Raw genomic sequence first — 17,508 nt, 5'->3', positions numbered from 1 at the left:
GTAACAAACGAGTGACGTTTCCTGCTTAACACTCTCCCATCCACGTAGGCATTTGTGTTTAAAAACAGGCAGGTTTCCTGGCTCATGGTCATTGCTTCCTATGTCTTCCCATCTTTGCGACAGTGACATCGTATAGGTTGCTCCCATTTACAGTGGCGGGACCGCGTTGGCTTTTAACCAACTTCCCTATTAAGCTAAGAGTCTTGTTTTAGACTTTAGCACCAGTTTTTTTAAAGATTATTTTTTTATGCTGTTATAATTATAGTAAAAGACTGGTTCATTTGTACATGTTTTTTATTTTTCTTTTCATTTTAATATTCAATTTTTTGAATTAAACAGGCAGAGAGCACCCTAAAAAGGTGCCCCCTAAGTTTTCTCTTTATTCAAAATTCCTTGTTAGGTTGGCCATTTCGATTGCGCCAGAAGCAGCTTCCCAGCCTTTGTTGCCTGCTTTTGTACCAGCCCTCTCGATTGCCTGCTCGATTGAATCTGTGGTCAATACCCCAAAGATAACTGGAATGCCCGTGTCAAGCGTGATGCGGGATACTCCTTTTGCCACTTCATTACACACGAAATCAAAATGTGGTGTGGAACCGCGGATAACTGTACCAAGAGTGATAACTGCGTCATATTTTTTGCTGTCAGCCATTTTTTTTGCGATTAATGGAATCTCAAATGCGCCTGGAACCCACGCGACATCCACATCAGCCTCATTCACTCCATGGCGCTTTAAAGCATCCTGTGCCCCAGACAATAATTTGCTTGTTATAAATTCATTAAAACGTCCAACTACGATTCCGACTTTCAGTCCTGTACCAACTAAATTCCCTTCAAAAATATGTCCCATTTTCTATTCCTCCGTATTTTTAATAATGAAGCAGATGACCTAATTTATCATGTTTGGTTCTTAAATAACTTTCGTTTTCGGGTCTCATTTCCATTTGCAGCGGTACCCGCTCGACTACCTCCAGATCATATCCCTTTAGTCCCTTAATTTTGCGCGGATTATTCGTTAATAACATCATTTTTTTGATGCCAAGATCTCTTAAAATTTGTGCACCAATTCCATAATCCCTTAAATCAGGCTTAAAGCCGAGTTTTTCATTTGCCTCTACCGTATCATAGCCTTGTTCCTGAAGCTCATAAGCCTTCATTTTGTTAAGGAGGCCAATGCCTCTGCCTTCCTGGCGCATATACAACAGGACACCATTGCCGGCTTGTTCAATCTGCATCAAAGCGGCGTGGAGCTGCGGACCGCAGTCACAGCGGTAAGATCCAAAAACATCACCCGTTAAGCATTCCGAATGAACCCTGACCAGAACTGGCTTCTCCGGGTCAATTTCACCTTTAATGAGTGCAACATGCTCTTTTTCGTCTACCATATTGGAATACCCGATTGCTTTAAAATCACCATATTCAGTCGGCAGCTTGATTTCCACTTCCCTTTTTACCAATTTATCCTTCTGATTTCGATATTCAATCAGATCTTTGATCGTAATCATTTTCAGCCCCAGATTATCTGCGATTTTTCTAAGCTGCGGGACCCGTGCCATCGTACCGTCTTCATTCATGATTTCACAAATCACGCCAGCAGGCTTGGCTCCAGATAATTTGGCAAGATCGACAGCTGCTTCTGTGTGACCTGTTCTTCTAAGGACGCCGCCTTTTTTAGCGATAAGCGGAAAAACATGGCCAGGCCGTTTAAAATCGGCAGCTTTTGACTGAGGATCAATCAAATTCATGATTGTTGCTGACCGTTCAAAGGCAGAAATACCTGTTGTAGAATTTTTATGATCAATGCTGACTGTAAATGCAGTCCCATGCGGGTCGGTATTGTTCGCTACCATCGGCATTAAATCCAGCTTTTTTGCTAATTCTTCCTCAATCGGAACACAGACAAGACCTCTCCCGTGGGTCACCATCAAATTAATAACCTCAGGAGTTGTTTTTTCTGCAAGCGCTATGAAATCTCCCTCATTTTCTCTATCCTCATCGTCGCAAACGATGATAACCTTCCCGTGTTTCAATTCTTCGATTGCTTCTTCAATCCTGTCAAACATGCTGTATCACTCCTTTGTTTCAGTTATTTCATGCGATTTTATAAAAATCCATTCGCTTCTAAAAATTGGGCTGTAATACCTGATTGGCCTTTAGGCTTCTGATTGTTCGAGTAATTATTCATAAAATGAGCGACATATTTGCCAATCATATCGCATTCCAAATTTACAATCTCACCCGGTCCTTTTATCCCGACCACAGTTTCCGACATTGTATGGGGAATTAACGATAATGTAAATGAGCTTTCGGACACTCCAAATACCGTTAAGCTTGTCCCATCCACTGTTATGGATCCTTTATAAATGATGTATTTCAATATTTCCGGCTCGGCCTCAATTTCATAATACACAGCATTTTCAAGCGCATTTTTGCTTTTAATAACCCCGGTGCCATCGATATGCCCCGAAACAATATGGCCGCCAAACCTTCCTCCTGCCGCCATTGCCCTTTCTAGATTTACTTTTGAGCCGCGCTTTAACGAATTTAAACTAGAGGCTTTAACCGTTTCCGGCATGACGTCGACAGTAAAGCGGTTTCCCGTAAAGGAGGTGACAGTTAAACAAACCCCATTGACAGCAATACTGTCTCCAAGATGAACATCGGCGAGAATTTTCTTCGCTTCAATCGTCATCACAAATGAATTACCAGTCCGCTGTATAGCCGAAATAGTACCAATCTCTTCAATAATTCCGGTAAACATCATTCTTTCTCCCTTCATTAGGGTTTCCAGGGATTTAAGATTCTTCTAAAAAAGCAAAAAGACCCTGTGGTAAACACCTTCAGGGCCTGTTAAAGACAATAGAAAAATAAGGGTTAAAAAAGGCTAAAATTCGCCAATTTTTAATCCTGCTATTTCCCTTCTCCCATCCAGACTTTAACTGTCGGCTCCGGAATTTCACCAGATCCACCGTTTAACGAAATTGTTAACCGGGTCACGGACTAAGAAGCATGCGCTTCATCACCGCCGGTAAGGACTTTCACCTTGCCCCGAAGGAATTACTGTTAAATTATTTTAATAATATTATACAGAAGTGTATCTGTAAAGGAAACCGAACTGCAAAATTAAATGAAAACCTGCCGATTGGCGAGTCCGGCAGGACAAAGACAGAGACGTATTTGAATTAATACTTTTCTATCAGCTAAAAAAGGGCTTTATTTATAAACCATAACTGGCAAATAAATTTCAAAATGAAGATCACCGTTGACATTTTGCTCTTTGTGCTCTTCCTTATAAATCTCTAAACTTAATGCTTGATGATCCTGCTCATAGCCATATTCTTTCATCCACTTAAACAAAAGGTTATATGTATTTTTTACTTCTTCGAGTTTTCCTTTATGGGTTGTTACCACATAATTTTTACTTGGAATCGTAAAGCCAACCATTCCTTCCGGGATTTCTGTAATTTTTTCAACGGGTGCAGTAACGTAATAGGTAAACTCCGTCTCCCGGCTATGAAACGGGGCAATCAGAACCTGTTCCTCTGTCTTAAAGGAAATCTCCTTTATGCGTTGTTCTAACTCTGTAAACAGCTTGGGTATAATACTAGATTGCGAATAACTTCCATTCCATGAAATTCCAACTACTCTCAATTCATCTTTTTCTACCACTTGGATATCCATGTTAAAACCCCCCTTTTTTCTATCTTATTTCTAATATTCTCACAATATCCTTAAATTCCTGCCAAAAAAATTGGACTTTTTCAAAAATTTATTATTTTAGAAAAGTCAAAAAACAACCAAAGTGATAGCTGTACTTTATTCCTAAATGTTGGAATTAATTCCAAAAATATTCCACAAGAACTTCCGAACATTTATCTCTTTGACAGTTTGTTTAATAGAATCCTCTCCCATCTGTTCCAGGGAATAAGATTTTTAATAAGGATGGCAGTTTTAACACCTTTACCAATAGGAACACGTAGTTTTGGTTTTTGCATTTTGGCTATTGTTGCGATTTTTTGGGCTACCTCCCGTGGGTCGCCAAACTTTTCCTCTCCGGATTGAATGTAATCTTCCATACCTTCCATTATTTTAAAGTACGGTGAATCAGGTTGGGATCGAGTGATTTGTTTTCCTGATGACCAAATACTGGTCCTGTACGAACCAGGCTCTACCAGGACAACATCGACGCCAAATGGCTTCATTTCCAAACGAAGGCATTCACTCCATCCTTCAAGGGCGTGCTTTGAAGCCACATATGGTGACATTGCAGGAAAGGCGACAACGCCGCTGATGCTGCTAAGATTAATGATTTTCCCATGACGCTGCTGCCGCATATATGGCAATACGGCTTTTGTAACTGCCATCACGCCAAAAACGTTTGTTTCAAATTGTTTGCGGTATTCCTCCATCGGGAGCTCCTCGACAAAACCGGCAGCAGCGTAGCCGGCGTTGTTGACCAGCACGTCGATACGGCCGAGCTTTTCTGTAAAAATGGTAAGTTGATGGATGGAGTCTTGTGAGGTGACATCTAGTTGGTGGATAGTTATTTTATCTTCGATGTTTTCTTTCTTGGCTTCTGAAAGGAGTCCACCGCTTTTTTCAGGGTTTCTCATCGTCGCTATAACATGAAAACCCGAGCGAGCAAGCTCCAGAGTAGTTAATAGGCCGAATCCACTTGAGGTACCAGTGACAATTGCAATTGGTTCGTTCATGATAATCTCCCCCTTAAATAAAAATGTAACAAATTTTTGACAAATTCCCGCAAAATTCAGCAGGAAATTTTCTTCTTTTTGAGAAAGATTAATGGGAAATTAAAAAGGAGTGATGAATTTGATAATAAAACCACGCTTTATCCCACTGATGATTCTTATTTTAGAGGCCTTGGTAAGGCGTCTACGGAAAAACCATCCAAAATGGCAGCTGATTTCAGATGAATTAGCCGGACGATGGGCCGGATACCGGGGTGAACAATCGATTGATTTCTACCTACACTCTCTCCCCGAAAAAGAATACCATATTTTCCACGATTTGAACCTTCCCGACGGAGAGTACAACTGCCAAATTGATACCTTCCTTACAACTACCAAAAGCGGAATTATCATAGATGTGAAAAATTATAAGGGAAAGATTTTAATTGACACAGATTCAGAACAATTAATTCAAACAGTTAATGGTGAAGAATATACATACCCCTATCCAATTTTTCAGGTAGAAAGGCATCAAAGTGTCCTTAATAGAGTGCTTACTGAATACAATTTACCACCGTTACCCATCGAATATTTAGTAGTTTTCAGTAATCCTAATGCCATTCTTTCCTTTGCCGGGAGAAATGGATTGAAGGTCATGCAGCGCATCTGCAAATCCCCTAGTATTCTTCATAAAATGCAGTTATTTGAGAATTTCCATAAACAAGAGATATTTGACCCAAATGATCTTCGGAAATTTGATAAACTTTTGTTGAAGCTTAAAACTGTTCCAACAAAGCCAATTCTCAAGAGATTTGACATACATCAGGGTGATTTGTTGCCGGGGGTGCATTGTCCAATTTGTTTACATTTACCAATGCAACGCAAAAACCAAAATTGGTATTGTTCATTTTGTAATACCTTTGTTCCAAATGCCCATCTTTACACTATACAGGATTGTTTTTTATTATTTGGGCCTAGTATTACCAATCAACAGTTTAGGGTGTTCGCGCAAATATCTTCGCCAGATCTTGCACGTAGATTACTTCATTCAGCCAATCTCAAATATGTGGGTGATAACAAAGCGAGGGTCTATTTTCCTACAGAAATCCCTTTTATTCACCCAACAAATTTCTGGAAATATTAGGTGCTTGTATGATTCGCTGATAAATTTGAAAATCCGCTGATATATTTAAAAATTCGCTGATATATCATTAAAATTCGCTGATAAAATCAAAAATCCGCTGATATATCATAAAAATTCGCTGATATTTTTTTTCTTTCTTGAAAAATCGATTTCTTATATAACCGGATTATCGGTATTTACATGATTTTCTCAATAAACACGGCGCTTTTTTCTAAAAAATTGTAATTTTGCTTTTAAAAAGGAAACTTCCGCACGAATTTTCGGCCCAATTCTAACTATTTTTAAGCAAACCTCCATGCCCACTCCCAACCGTTAGTTACCTTTTTAAAAAAGCCAACTAATAAAGGCCGTTAGCGCACCAAAACGCGAACAGCCCGTTTATTTTTGCGAAATAAAAAACAGACCCTATAAAAGAGTCTGTATTTTTTAACAGTTATTAAGCCTTTTGGACATTCACGGCTTGCGGACCACGCTGGCCGTTTTCGATTTCAAAAGTAACTTCTTGTCCTTCGTCTAAGGTTTTGAAGCCCTCGGTTTGAATTGCAGAGTAATGAACGAAAACGTCTTCTCCGCCATCTCTTTCAATAAATCCAAAACCTTTTTCACTGTTAAACCATTTTACCTTACCATGTTCCATTTCTTTCGGTGCCTCCTAGCATAATCCCATAACTAAATTTTGCAAAATAATGCTTGCACATTTATTTTTACCTGTTTGCTTTCATCATATACTAACCCAAGCAAAAAAATTTTATTTATCCAATACCCATTTGCGAATAGCCTTCGCCACGCCATCTTCTTCATTAGTGGCAGTCACCCAGTCAGCATTTTCCTTTACAATCTCCTGGGCATTTCCCATGGCTACGCCCATACCAGCTTCTTTAATCATTGCCAGATCATTACGGGAGTCTCCGACGGCCATTACATTTTTCATCTCAATTCCGAGCCGCTCGCACACAAGCTTTAATCCCTGTGCTTTGTTAACACCTAAAGCGTTTACCTCTATATTGAATGGGGCGGAATTTGACAGTTCAAATTCACCCTTAGCCTCTAGCTCTTTTATCACAATTTCTCGCACGTCATCATTATGTATATTAAAACCAAATTTCATCCATTCAACCGAATGCAAATCCTCTGGCATTTCATTGTGCCAGTTTCGTTCCGTACTAATTGCCCAAAATGTCGCTTTATGCTCATTGGCCAACTTCATCATCCATTCGATTTGTTCAGATTTTACGAGCGATCTTCTCACAAGTTCGCGTTTTTCATCCCAGATCTCACTCCCATTTACCGTCACCAAAAAGGACGAAAGATTTAGAGAATCGGCATGATTATGACTATTTAAAAAAGAACGTCCTGTACTTAAAACAACAAATACGCCCTTATCCTGTGCTTCTTTGATTGCCTTGCGGTTTGCCTCTGAAATTTCATGCTGATTATTTAATAAGGTCCCATCCATATCAAGTGCAATTAATTTAATATCTATATGGTTATTCAATCCTCTTACTCCCTCCTATTCTGCTCATTACATTAGATTACCATTTTTGTATACGACTTTTCAAAGAAGGCGGCTTTGTTGTTTACATAAATAGTAACTTAAAAAAATCCCTGCAAAATTTCGCAGGGAGATAACAATAATTAGGTTTGTTGATATTGAACCCGATGAATGCTGGCAAAAATACCGTCTTTTTCGAGCAGATCATCATGTGTACCCTCTTCGGCAATTCCATCTTCCGTAACGACGACAATGCGGTCAGCATTGCGGATGGTTGCCAATCGGTGGGCGATTATCAGCGTTGTTCTATTTTGCGCTAGCTCATTTAATGAATCCTGGATTACCTTTTCCGTTTCAGTATCCAGAGCAGAGGTGGCTTCATCCAAAATAAGAATGGGTGGATTTTTCAAGAACATCCGGGCGATAGCAAGCCGCTGCTTTTGACCGCCAGATAGCTTTAAACCTCTCTCGCCAATTTGGGTCTCGTATCTATCCTGCAGAGAAGCAATAAACTGTTCCAAATGAGCGCGGCGTGCGGCCTCCTCAATCTCCCCATCTGTAGCGTTTTCTTTTCCATATGCGATGTTTTCACGAATAGTCCCAGTAAAAAGAAAAACATCCTGTTGGACAATGCCAATTTGTGAGCGCAGCGATTTTTTCTTGATCTCGCGAATATCAATACCATCAATCGTAATCCGGCCGCTGCTCACATCATAAAACCTTGGAATCAGTGAGCAGATAGTAGTTTTACCAGCACCAGATGGCCCTACAAAGGCTACCGTCTCACCTTCACGAATATTTAAATTAATGTTTTCCAACACTGATTTATGGGAATCATATCGAAATGTTACATTACAAAACGCAATATTTCCCCGTAATGAAGATACCGAAACAGCTCCATCAGCATCTTGCACTTCTGGTGCACAATCAATCAGTTCTATAAATCTCTTAAACCCCGCCATGCCCTTTGGATACAATTCCATAATGGCACTAATTTTATCAATTGGTTTAAAAAGAACATTGACATACAGGACAAAGCCGACCAGTTCCCCGTAGGACAAACTGCCGGTAAAGCTAAGCCATGCGCCGTACACTAAAACGATAATCGTAATCAGTCTCGTCATCATGTAAATGCCGGACAAACTGAACGACATAACCCGGTATCCCCCCAGTTTTGCAGCCCGATACTTGTGGTTGTTTTTTCGGAATCTATCAATCTCAAATTCTTCTTTAGTAAAAGATTGAACGACACGGCTACCGGAGACGCTATCCTCAACGCGGGCGTTGACATCCGCGATACTTGAGTACATCTGCTCCCACGCTTTGTTCATTTTTAGATTGCAACCTACAACCAAAAGAATTAAAAACGGAAGAACCAGCACTGTTACCAATGCGAGCTTTACGTTAATCGTGAACATGATCCAAAAGGCTCCAATAAATGTCATCACAGCAATAAACACATCTTCTGGGCCATGGTGGACAAGTTCGCCAAGGTCAAATAGATCGTTTGTAATCCGGCTCATGATATGTCCGGTTTTCATATTATCGAAGAAACGGAATGACTGTTTTTGGACATGCTCAAACAGCTCCTGCCTCATATCCGTTTCAATATTGATACCGAGCTTGTGTCCCCATTAGTTCACGACAAATTGCAATAAGGTACTTATTAAATAGAGCATTAATAAGCCTATACTGACAGAAACAATGGCTTGCCAGTTGCTGCCCGGCAGCAAATCGTCAATAAACCATTGAACCGCAAGTGGAAAGGCAAGCTCTAACACCGCTACAATGACAGCGCTACCAAAATCTAAGATAAATAGTTTTTTATGTGGTTTATAATAGGAAAAAAATCGCCAAATCATGAAAGTCTCCTTTTCTTTAATAATCACAGTAATAGGATTATATGAGAAAATAAGGAATAATTTCAAGGTTTTTGGCAAAACAAAAGAGCCAAAACTTTTCTTTGGCCCTTACTTGATGATTAATGATGATGATGGCCGCCTCTTGATGGGTTGGTAATTACCCACTCTTCGTTAGGTACTTGGAAAAATTGAATCCAAACACCATCCAACCATTCATTATCCTTTTCTAGTATAAAATCGATATCCTTATCGGATTTTACCACTACGTCCTTGTCGGTTGGTGTATCCAGCATTAAGTCATAATGGGCATGATCGCCGTGAATGTTGGAAACATAGACGCGAAACACTTTGCCCTCCGCTTCCTTTTGTCCAAGCATTTTTTTCAATTCTTTAGCGGCACTACGATTTACTTTTACCTTCATTCTTCTTAAACCCTCTTTCTAAATTGATTAACGAGTATTTCGTTTCCTTTTCTCTCTGACCAGCTGGAACCAAATAAACGCGATGTATAATGGGATGGCGACATAAAGAAAGTACGGAAAACGATATTGTTCTTTTTTGAAAAATAAATAAATGGCGCAGCCTAAAAAAGCAGTGACAATAATTCCGTATTTGGGCAGAGGAACATCTTTAAGGCTTGGTATTTTAACAGTGCTTACCATTAAGAAACAAATTACAAAAAAAGCGATAGGGAGAACGATTGACGGCATTTTGCCGTGAAACAGTGTTAACAGCGTTAACACCCCTCCCCCAGCCGTAATGGGTACACCAGTAAAATACTTTAATGAAGATTTCACTGCATTAATGTTGAAACGGGCTAAACGATAAGCTCCGAATAATGGAAACAAACCTGAAATCGCCATGCCCATGATGCCATATGTAGAAAAGTAGGAGTAATAAGCCATCATCGCAGGTGCAACACCAAAGGTAACGATGTCAGCGAGTGAATCAAGCTCCTTCCCAAGCTCACTTTCCACACGCAGTATTCTGGCAATCCGTCCGTCCATGCTATCGAGCATCATCCCGATTAAGATTAGTATGGCCGCATTCTTATAGTCCCCCTGGGCCGAATACATGACTGACAAAAAGCCAAAAAATAAATTAAAAAGCGTAAACAAATTTGGAATACTGTTTCTAATAATATGTATCACTCCAATTTGAATAATAAAAGGGATTATAAATTAATACCCTCTTATTCAAAATCATTCCTCTCTTATTAATATCAATTAGGTTACGTTACTATGTCAATAGTATATCATAACATATTTTAACAAAATAAATTGCAAAAACATAGAAGAGGCTGTTCCGTATTGAAACAGCCCTGCTTTTTATGATTTCATTATGAAGCTTCTTTTTCTGACGTTTTTAACACTTTATCTTTAGAGAAGAACCATCCGGCAGCTGCAATTCCAACTAAGACAAAGTAAAACAATACCTTCCACTCTGTTGAGTGGGCAAAATCTTCATTTAATACTGCCAGTTCAGGATGTGAAAGTGTATAGACAGCCAGTTTTACCCCGACCCAGCCAACAATCGCAAATGCGGCAATTTCAAGGCCCGGGCGTCTTTCGAGAAGTTTAACAAACATATTTGCAGCGAACCGCATAATCACTAAGCCAATTATTCCGCCGGCAAAGATGACCAAGAACTTTCCTCCGTCTAGTCCGCCAATATTCGGAAGCGGTGTATTAGGAAGAATAACTGCCATGGCAACAGCTGCAAGAATAGAATCAACAGCAAAAGCAATGTCGGCTAATTCCACTTTAAACACGGTGGTCCAAAATCCGCTTTTTTTACCAGTTTCCTTTTTCACTTTTTCTTCCGCTTTTCTTTTCACTACTTTACGGAAGATGTGATTTCCAGCCATAAATAATAAATAAAGGGCACCAATGGCTTGAACCTGCCATACATCCACTAGGAAGGAAATGGCGAAAAGAGAAGCAAAACGGAAGATAAATGCACCAGCTAAACCGTAAAACAATGCCTTTTTCCGTTCCTCCTCTGGGAGATGTTTCACCATTATCGCCAATACCAAAGCATTATCTGCTGCTAGTAAACCTTCTAATGCCACCAAAATAATTAAAACCCAGCCGTACTCCAACAATAGAGATAAATCCAATATACAATTCCTCCTTTAAAAGGTTTTGGTTGATAAAATACCCTTTTGCCAAATAAAAAGGCCTTTACCGAATACAGTAAAGGCCTAAAAAAGCATATAAAAAGACCTTCACAGTAAAGTAAAGGTCTTGCTAACAACGTTCAGGTTGCCAATAAAGCCGGAGAATTAATTCTCGGAATGACGACTTTATTGTAGCAGCTACTCCCCTTTAAAAAGGAAATATTTTATTACTAATACTATATTAAACTTTTAAAAAGTTGTCAATGTAAGATCTAAGAATACAAATATTTTACAGTTCATATACTGAGGAGTATTTTTTCTCAAGGTATTCCACTAAATAATCAGCATTCAATTCTTCCCCTGTTACCTTGACAATTAATTCATTCGGTGTATAAAGCTTCCCATATTGATGGATGTTTTCTTTTAACCAGTCTTGAATCGCATTAAACCTGCCATTTTCAATAAGCTGATGAAATTCCGGCAAATCCCGTTGAATCTTCCTAAGAATTTGCGCCGCATAGAGGTTCCCTAACGAATAAGATGGGAAATACCCAATGCCGCCAAACGACCAGTGCACATCCTGCAATACCCCCACCGTATCAGAAGTCGGAGTAATTCCTAGGTAATCCTGGATCTTTTGATTCCAAATTGCTGGCAAATCCTTTGCTTCGATTTCACCAGCGATTAGGGCCTTTTCGATTTCATAGCGGACCATAATATGCAAATTATAGGTCAGCTCATCTGCCTCAACACGGATGAACGATGGCTCAACTGTGTTAACAGCCCGATAAAACTCATCAACAGACACATTTGCAAGCTGCCCTGGAAAAGTTTCCTTAAGCTTTGGATAGAAATAATTCCAAAATTCTAGACTGCGGCCGACCATATTTTCTAAAAATCTTGATTGAGATTCATGAATCCCAAACGAGGCACCGCTTTGAAGTACAGATTCCTCATATTCCGGATTAATATGCTGTTCGTAAATGCCATGACCCGCTTCGTGGATCGTGCCAAATAAGGCAGAGCGCACATTTTGCTCCAAATAACGTGTCGTCAAGCGGACGTCCCCGATATTCACTGTTTGTGCAAACGGGTGGACAGTCTCATCCAATCTTCCAGCCTCCATATCAAACCCAATGATTGGCAGGATATAGCGATTAAATTGTTTCTGCTTTTCGACTTCAAAAGGCTGGCTGAAAATTTCCGAGTTTGTTGCTTTACCCTTCTTTTGAATTCGATTCAATAACCGTACACTGGATTCTCTTAGCTTTGCAAACAGCGGATCCAGTATTTTTACGGTTAAACCAGGTTCAAATTCATCCAGCAAAGCATCGTATGGATGGTCCTCATAGCCATATATTTCGGCGAACTTCCGCTTGTACTCCACAATCTTTTCCAGATACGGCAGGAAACGCCCGAAGTCGTTATTTGCTCTTGCCTCCTCCCAGGCATCATTTGCCTGTCCTGTCAGCACGGAATAGTCCTGGAACATGGCTGCGGGAATGCTTTTAGATTTCCCATAGAAAGCCTTATATTCTCTTACCTTCGCTTTTGTTACTTCATCTAAGACTTCGGAATTTGCAGGAAGTGTTAAAGTAGTAAGCAGTTCACCCATTTCAGGAGAAACCGATAATTTAAAAACCTCAGTCCTTAATGTGCCGGCTGCCTTTGCAAAAACGTGTCTCCCTTTTTTTGGTGCCATCACCTTCTGGTCCCAGTCAGCCAAACCGATAATACTTGAGTAATGCGTTATTTTTTCATCTAACAACTTAAATTTCTCCAATGCCTCTTGTAACTTCGGCTTCAATACCTTCTGTTCCATATTAGCCCCTCCCTGTATCTATTTACCAATTGATGAAAAAGTTTCAAGTTCATCCCCATTTATTATAAAGGATAACTGGTCGTTAGGGAAAAAATTCGAAATCCCTTTCATAATGAATTTTATTTCTTTTCTCCCTCGGTTTTATGTCTGTATAAATTTTACAAATAGGAGAAAAATACAAACATTGTTTAATATTTACGAACTTATAAATGGAAATTTATTTCCTTACTCCAAGGAGGGCAATATAATATGCAGGAAAACATTTGGATGTCGGTCGGAAAACCTGAGCATCGAATAGATGCTTTGGAAAAGGCTTCAGGCACCATCAAATACCTGGCCGATTATTCATCGCCCGCACTTGCCCATGCGAAATTAGTTACAAGTACTCATGCCCATGCCAAAATAAACACTATAGATGTTACAGAAGCCTGGAAAGTATCTGGAGTTCGAGCGATTGTGACTGGTGAAATGTTTCCATACCACATTGGCCCGATACTAGCAGATCGCCCACCGCTTGCATATGAAAAAGTGCGCTATTATGGCGAACCTATCGCCATTGTAGTGGCTGATCATGAATATCAGGCAAAAAAAGCCGCAGACCTTGTTAAGGTCGACTATGAACCACTGCCGATTGTTAATTCCGTTAGGGAGGCATTTCAGAGCGGCGCACCTCTAATCCATGAAAATTCAGGACAGTACATGAAAATTATCAGTAATGTTTACCCTGTTCAGGGAACAAATATCGGGAGTCATATCAAAATACGCAAAGGTGATTTCATAACTGCTTGGGAAAAGTGTGAAGTGAAAATAAAAGAAACCTATTCTTTTAACCTTTCAGATCATGCTGCTCTAGAACCACGATGCACAAGAGTGGAAATTAGCCCAAACGGGAAGGTTATTGTCCATTCCACCACCCAGTCGCCATATACGATAAAAAAGGTGTTAAATCAGTTTTTTAATATTGAGGTGGGTAATGTTGTCGTTCATGTACCCATGCTTGGCGGTGCTTTTGGAGGGAAAGGAACCGTTCAATTAGAACCGCTTGCTTATTTGGCGTCCAAGGCGGTAGGCGGGAAAATGGTTAAACTAGAGTATGACCGGGAAGAGGATTTGATAACAGCCCCCTGTCATATTGGCTTAGAAGCTACGATTTCGCTTGGAGCTGATAATAACGGCAGACTTATTGCAGGGCAATATACCTTTTTAATTGATTCAGGGGCCTATACTGATCAGGCAGCCGGGATTACGAGGGCCATGGCTCTTGACTGTACAGGTCCATACAACATACCAAACGTTTGGTGTGACTCCTATTGTATGTATACAAACCATCCTTTTGCGACCTCCTTCAGGGGGTACGCACATCCAGAGCTGACTTTTGCTGTGGAGCGGACGATAGACCAGCTTGCCAAAAAGTTAAATATCGATCCAATTGAACTGCGAAAAAGAAACATTATCAAACCGGGCAATACGACCCCAACACAGACCGTCCTTACAGCGAGTAATATTGGCGATGCGGAAAAATGTTTGGAAAAGGCGAAGGAACTAATTCAATGGGATAAAGGGCAGCGCCTTGAAAACAAGAATGGCAAGGTGATCACAAGGGGCATTAGCACCTTTTGGAAAACATCGACAACTGCAACAAATGCGCAGGCAGGTGCCATCCTAACATTTGAATCTGATGGCAGTGTGAATTTAAACTGTGCCGCGATTGAATTAGGACAGGGCACTAAAACAATCCTTGCGCAAATGGCAGCCGAAAGGTTGAAGATGGAACTAAACAAAATCCATGTCACAATGGAGGTCAATACCCAAAATGATCCGCACCAGTGGCGGACAGTTGCCAGCAGCACCACATTTTTAGCCGGCCGGGCAGTTATGGCAGCTTGCGATGATGCCATTTCACAGCTTAAAAAAACAGCCTCAATCGCAATGGAATGTTCTGCAGAGGATTTAGAAGTCGGCGGCGGCCGGGTATATTTAAAACCAAACCCCGAATATGGCATAAAAATCGAAGATATTGCCCTTGGATATAAATATCCCAATGGCCATACCGTTGAAGGACAAGTAGTCGGCCACGGGAAATATGTCCAAAGACATCTAACACCGATGGATAAGGAAACAGGCTTCGGAAAACCCGGCCCTTGGTGGTCAGTTGGAGCCCAGGCAGTTGAAGTGGAATGGGATTCCAAAGACTGTACCTACAAAATTTTGAAGGCGGTAACAGTGCTCGACGGCGGCAGAATCATTAACCCGGCAACCGCCACACAGCAAATGCGGGGCGGCATGTATTTAGGACTTAGTTTTGCCAGTCATGAAGCGTTTATTTTTGACGAAAAGGGAATAGTCCAAAACAAGCAATTACGAACCTATCAAATCATGAGGTTTGGCGATCATCCAGTAGAATACCTTGTTGATTTCGTAGAATCACCTGCAATTGATGGGCCATTTGGGGCAAGGGGAATTGGTGAATATGGAGTTATCGGCATGGCCGGTGCCTTGGCAAATGCCCTCTCATCTGCTGCCGAAGTGGATTTAAATCATTTGCCATTAATCCCCGAACTGATCTGGAAGACCCGGGAGGAAAAGCTGAAATGATCCCATATGAATTTGAATATTATAAGCCTGCTTCTATTCAAGAAGCGATTCAGACCTTTAAATCACTCCAGAATCAGGGTAAGACCGTTATTTATTATAATGGGGGCACAGAATTCATTACTTTTTCCAGGGTAAATAAGATGACAACCGAAGCAGTTATTGACCTAAAAGGAATTCCAGATTGCAATGTAATAGAATTTGAGGGTGACGAGCTTGTCATCGGCTCTTCCCTCTCATTAAACAAAATTTCGGAAACAGACCTTTATCCTTTGCTAAGTCAAACAATAAAACGGGTGGCTGACCATACTTCACGTAATAAAATTACACTTGGTGGGAATCTGAACAGCCGGCTTATCTACCGGGAATGCCTTTTGCCCCTATTAGTAGCGGATGCAAAGGTAAAAATTGCCGGTGATGAGGGTCAGATAACCTTGCCAATAAACATTATTTTCGAAACGGAAATAAAGCTAAATCCAAGTCAATTCATCGTCCAGATACTTATTAACAAAGCAAATATCAATCACCCATTTGTCAGTCTGAAAAAAACGAAAATTTCTAAAGTAGGATATCCCATTGTTTCGCTCGCGGCTGTTGAAAAGGACAAGCAGATCCTGGCGGCATTCAGCGGAATTTGTGAATTCCCTTTCCGGTCAAGCGAAATGGAGGCTGCTTTAAATGATACCTCCCTTTCAATTGATGAACGAATTGAAAAAGCGCTCACCCTTTTGCCTGCCCAGATTATCGAAGATACTCAAGCCTCAGCCGCATACCGCCAATTTGTATTAAAAAATACACTAAAGGAAATGCTGGATAATTTGGAGGCTGCGAAGGCATGAACACAAATGGTACGGAAAAAACAATCGTAAAATTACATGTAAACGGTGATTCAAAAGATGTTATGGTTCGATCTGCTGATACCTTGCTAGAAACACTGAGGGAACAGCTTGGCTTAACGGGTGCTAAGAGTGCATGTCAAAATGGGGACTGTGGGGCGTGCACAGTTTTGATTAATGGGGAACCACAGCATGCCTGCCTGTCTCTAACAGTAGAAACCGTCAATCAACCGATTATTACTATAGAAGGGTTGATGAATTCGCCCATTCAAAAGATATTTGTCGAAAAATGGGCCATTCAATGTGGATTTTGTACACCTGGCTTTATTTTAAACTGCCACGCCCTGGCAGCTAAACATCCAGATGCGGATGATACAACCATCGAAGAATGGATGCAATCCAATCTTTGCCGATGCACAGGATACCAGGAAATTCGCGATGCGGTCAAAACAGTACTGCAGAATAACAAAAATGATTCTGCCTCTTAAAAAATACAACCCAGCTTAAAGTATGATCCATAAGCTGGGTTGTATTATCATTCATCCTTTCTTGAAACTGTTATTGGTAGTATTCAGAGATTCAATCAAACTTAGGGTTTGCGAGGCCTGTTCAATCTGCTGCTGAACCTGCTCCAATTGCTGCTGCTGAGCTGTGGCAGCCTGGGTCACGGCTATACCCTGCATCAAATCAAGCTGTTGGACCGCCTGCTGAAGCTTTTGTTGTGCTTGCTGCATGCCTTGTGGATTTGCCATTGAAACATTTTGCTGAATGGTTTGCGAGGCTTCCTGCATAGTTTGCAATGCCTGTTTCTTTTGCGCCTGAAATTGCTGCTCCATGGCCGGCCTGTTTTCCTGAAGCTGCTGAGTCGCTTGCTGCATTTTTTGCAGTTGGTCCATTTGGGATTGCTTTTGCTGCTGTTTTTTCACAACTGCTGGACCCCTTTCCTTTGAAGTTGT

At 40.6% G+C, this 17,508-nt stretch carries 16 protein-coding genes, 1 pseudogene and 2 riboswitches; of the genes and pseudogenes, 4 read left to right on the top strand and 13 right to left on the bottom strand.

The annotated features are described in order from the left end of the window. Nucleotides 1-50 precede the first annotated feature (50 nt). Nucleotides 51-241, bottom strand: a riboswitch (cobalamin riboswitch). Nucleotides 242-379: 138 nt separating this feature from the next. The 5 genes from ribH to ACZ5AE_RS12025 form a co-directional block, all read right to left on the bottom strand. Next, the gene (ribH, locus tag ACZ5AE_RS12045; RefSeq protein ID WP_213115967.1) at nucleotides 380-847 is read right to left on the bottom strand and encodes a 6,7-dimethyl-8-ribityllumazine synthase; all 468 of its coding nucleotides are present in this window, start codon (nucleotides 845-847) and stop codon (nucleotides 380-382) included. 19 nt (nucleotides 848-866) lie between these two features. After that, entirely contained in the window at nucleotides 867-2,060 is a 1,194-nt protein-coding gene (locus ACZ5AE_RS12040) for a bifunctional 3,4-dihydroxy-2-butanone-4-phosphate synthase/GTP cyclohydrolase II (protein WP_464572559.1), read from the bottom strand. Between the two features lie 38 nt (nucleotides 2,061-2,098). Then, a complete protein-coding gene (ribE, locus tag ACZ5AE_RS12035; RefSeq protein WP_464573608.1) occupies nucleotides 2,099-2,758 on the bottom strand; it encodes a riboflavin synthase in 660 nt (219 codons plus the stop codon). A 151-nt stretch (nucleotides 2,759-2,909) separates the two neighbouring features. Further along, nucleotides 2,910-3,057: riboswitch (FMN riboswitch) on the bottom strand. Between the two features lie 153 nt (nucleotides 3,058-3,210). After that, nucleotides 3,211-3,678, bottom strand: a complete 468-nt coding sequence (locus tag ACZ5AE_RS12030; protein WP_464572557.1) for a GyrI-like domain-containing protein — start codon at nucleotides 3,676-3,678, stop codon at nucleotides 3,211-3,213. A 191-nt stretch (nucleotides 3,679-3,869) separates the two neighbouring features. Further along, on the bottom strand, nucleotides 3,870-4,709 hold the full coding sequence (locus ACZ5AE_RS12025; RefSeq protein WP_464572555.1) for an SDR family oxidoreductase: 840 nt from the start codon (nucleotides 4,707-4,709) through the stop codon (nucleotides 3,870-3,872). 118 nt (nucleotides 4,710-4,827) lie between these two features. Here ACZ5AE_RS12025 and ACZ5AE_RS12020 point away from each other — a divergent pair, with 118 nt between their 5' ends. Further along, a complete protein-coding gene (locus tag ACZ5AE_RS12020; protein WP_464572553.1) occupies nucleotides 4,828-5,829 on the top strand; it encodes a nuclease-related domain-containing protein in 1,002 nt (333 codons plus the stop codon). 436 nt (nucleotides 5,830-6,265) lie between these two features. Here the strand turns inward: ACZ5AE_RS12020 and ACZ5AE_RS12015 are convergent, their stop codons facing one another. The 7 genes and pseudogenes from ACZ5AE_RS12015 to ACZ5AE_RS11985 form a co-directional block, all read right to left on the bottom strand. Continuing rightward, nucleotides 6,266-6,466 carry a cold-shock protein gene (locus ACZ5AE_RS12015; RefSeq protein WP_464572551.1) on the bottom strand — a complete coding sequence of 67 codons (201 nt, stop codon included), beginning with the start codon at nucleotides 6,464-6,466 and terminating at the stop codon, nucleotides 6,266-6,268. A gap of 111 nt (nucleotides 6,467-6,577) precedes the next feature. Further along, nucleotides 6,578-7,324, bottom strand: a complete 747-nt coding sequence (locus ACZ5AE_RS12010) for a Cof-type HAD-IIB family hydrolase (RefSeq protein WP_464572549.1) — start codon at nucleotides 7,322-7,324, stop codon at nucleotides 6,578-6,580. A 140-nt stretch (nucleotides 7,325-7,464) separates the two neighbouring features. Beyond that, nucleotides 7,465-9,183 (bottom strand): annotated as a pseudogene (locus ACZ5AE_RS12005) (ABC transporter ATP-binding protein). Nucleotides 9,184-9,302: 119 nt separating this feature from the next. Further along, complete coding sequence (locus ACZ5AE_RS12000) at nucleotides 9,303-9,605, bottom strand: iron-sulfur cluster assembly accessory protein (RefSeq protein WP_464572547.1); 303 nt, start codon at nucleotides 9,603-9,605, stop codon at nucleotides 9,303-9,305. Between the two features lie 27 nt (nucleotides 9,606-9,632). Next, nucleotides 9,633-10,334: a CDP-diacylglycerol--serine O-phosphatidyltransferase gene (gene pssA / locus ACZ5AE_RS11995; RefSeq protein WP_464572545.1), complete on the bottom strand. Its 702-nt coding sequence runs from the start codon at nucleotides 10,332-10,334 to the stop codon at nucleotides 9,633-9,635. Between the two features lie 188 nt (nucleotides 10,335-10,522). Continuing rightward, entirely contained in the window at nucleotides 10,523-11,302 is a 780-nt protein-coding gene (locus ACZ5AE_RS11990; RefSeq protein WP_464572543.1) for a TerC family protein, read from the bottom strand. 289 nt (nucleotides 11,303-11,591) lie between these two features. Then, nucleotides 11,592-13,124: a carboxypeptidase M32 gene (locus ACZ5AE_RS11985; protein ID WP_464572541.1), complete on the bottom strand. Its 1,533-nt coding sequence runs from the start codon at nucleotides 13,122-13,124 to the stop codon at nucleotides 11,592-11,594. A 249-nt stretch (nucleotides 13,125-13,373) separates the two neighbouring features. On the opposite strand from ACZ5AE_RS11985, the gene ACZ5AE_RS11980 reads away from it, so the two are divergent. The 3 genes from ACZ5AE_RS11980 to ACZ5AE_RS11970 are packed head-to-tail and all read left to right on the top strand — an operon-like array spanning nucleotide 13,374 to nucleotide 17,040. Continuing rightward, nucleotides 13,374-15,719 (top strand): xanthine dehydrogenase family protein molybdopterin-binding subunit, encoded by a 2,346-nt coding sequence (locus tag ACZ5AE_RS11980; protein WP_464572540.1) that lies wholly within the window; start codon nucleotides 13,374-13,376, stop codon nucleotides 15,717-15,719. Next, nucleotides 15,716-16,555 (top strand): FAD binding domain-containing protein, encoded by an 840-nt coding sequence (locus tag ACZ5AE_RS11975; RefSeq protein ID WP_464572539.1) that lies wholly within the window; start codon nucleotides 15,716-15,718, stop codon nucleotides 16,553-16,555. The genes ACZ5AE_RS11980 and ACZ5AE_RS11975 overlap by 4 nt, the downstream gene beginning before the upstream one ends. Then, nucleotides 16,552-17,040 (top strand): (2Fe-2S)-binding protein, encoded by a 489-nt coding sequence (locus ACZ5AE_RS11970; RefSeq protein ID WP_464572537.1) that lies wholly within the window; start codon nucleotides 16,552-16,554, stop codon nucleotides 17,038-17,040. Before ACZ5AE_RS11975 ends, ACZ5AE_RS11970 begins: the two co-directional genes overlap by 4 nt. Before the next feature lie 51 nt (nucleotides 17,041-17,091). On the opposite strand, the gene ACZ5AE_RS11965 is transcribed toward ACZ5AE_RS11970, so the two are convergent. Then, nucleotides 17,092-17,478 carry a hypothetical protein gene (locus tag ACZ5AE_RS11965; RefSeq protein WP_464572535.1) on the bottom strand — a complete coding sequence of 129 codons (387 nt, stop codon included), beginning with the start codon at nucleotides 17,476-17,478 and terminating at the stop codon, nucleotides 17,092-17,094. Between the last annotated feature and the right edge of the window lie 30 nt (nucleotides 17,479-17,508).

This window comes from Neobacillus sp. S1227 (assembly GCF_055385255.1).
This window is presented reverse-complemented; position numbering and strand designations above follow the sequence as displayed.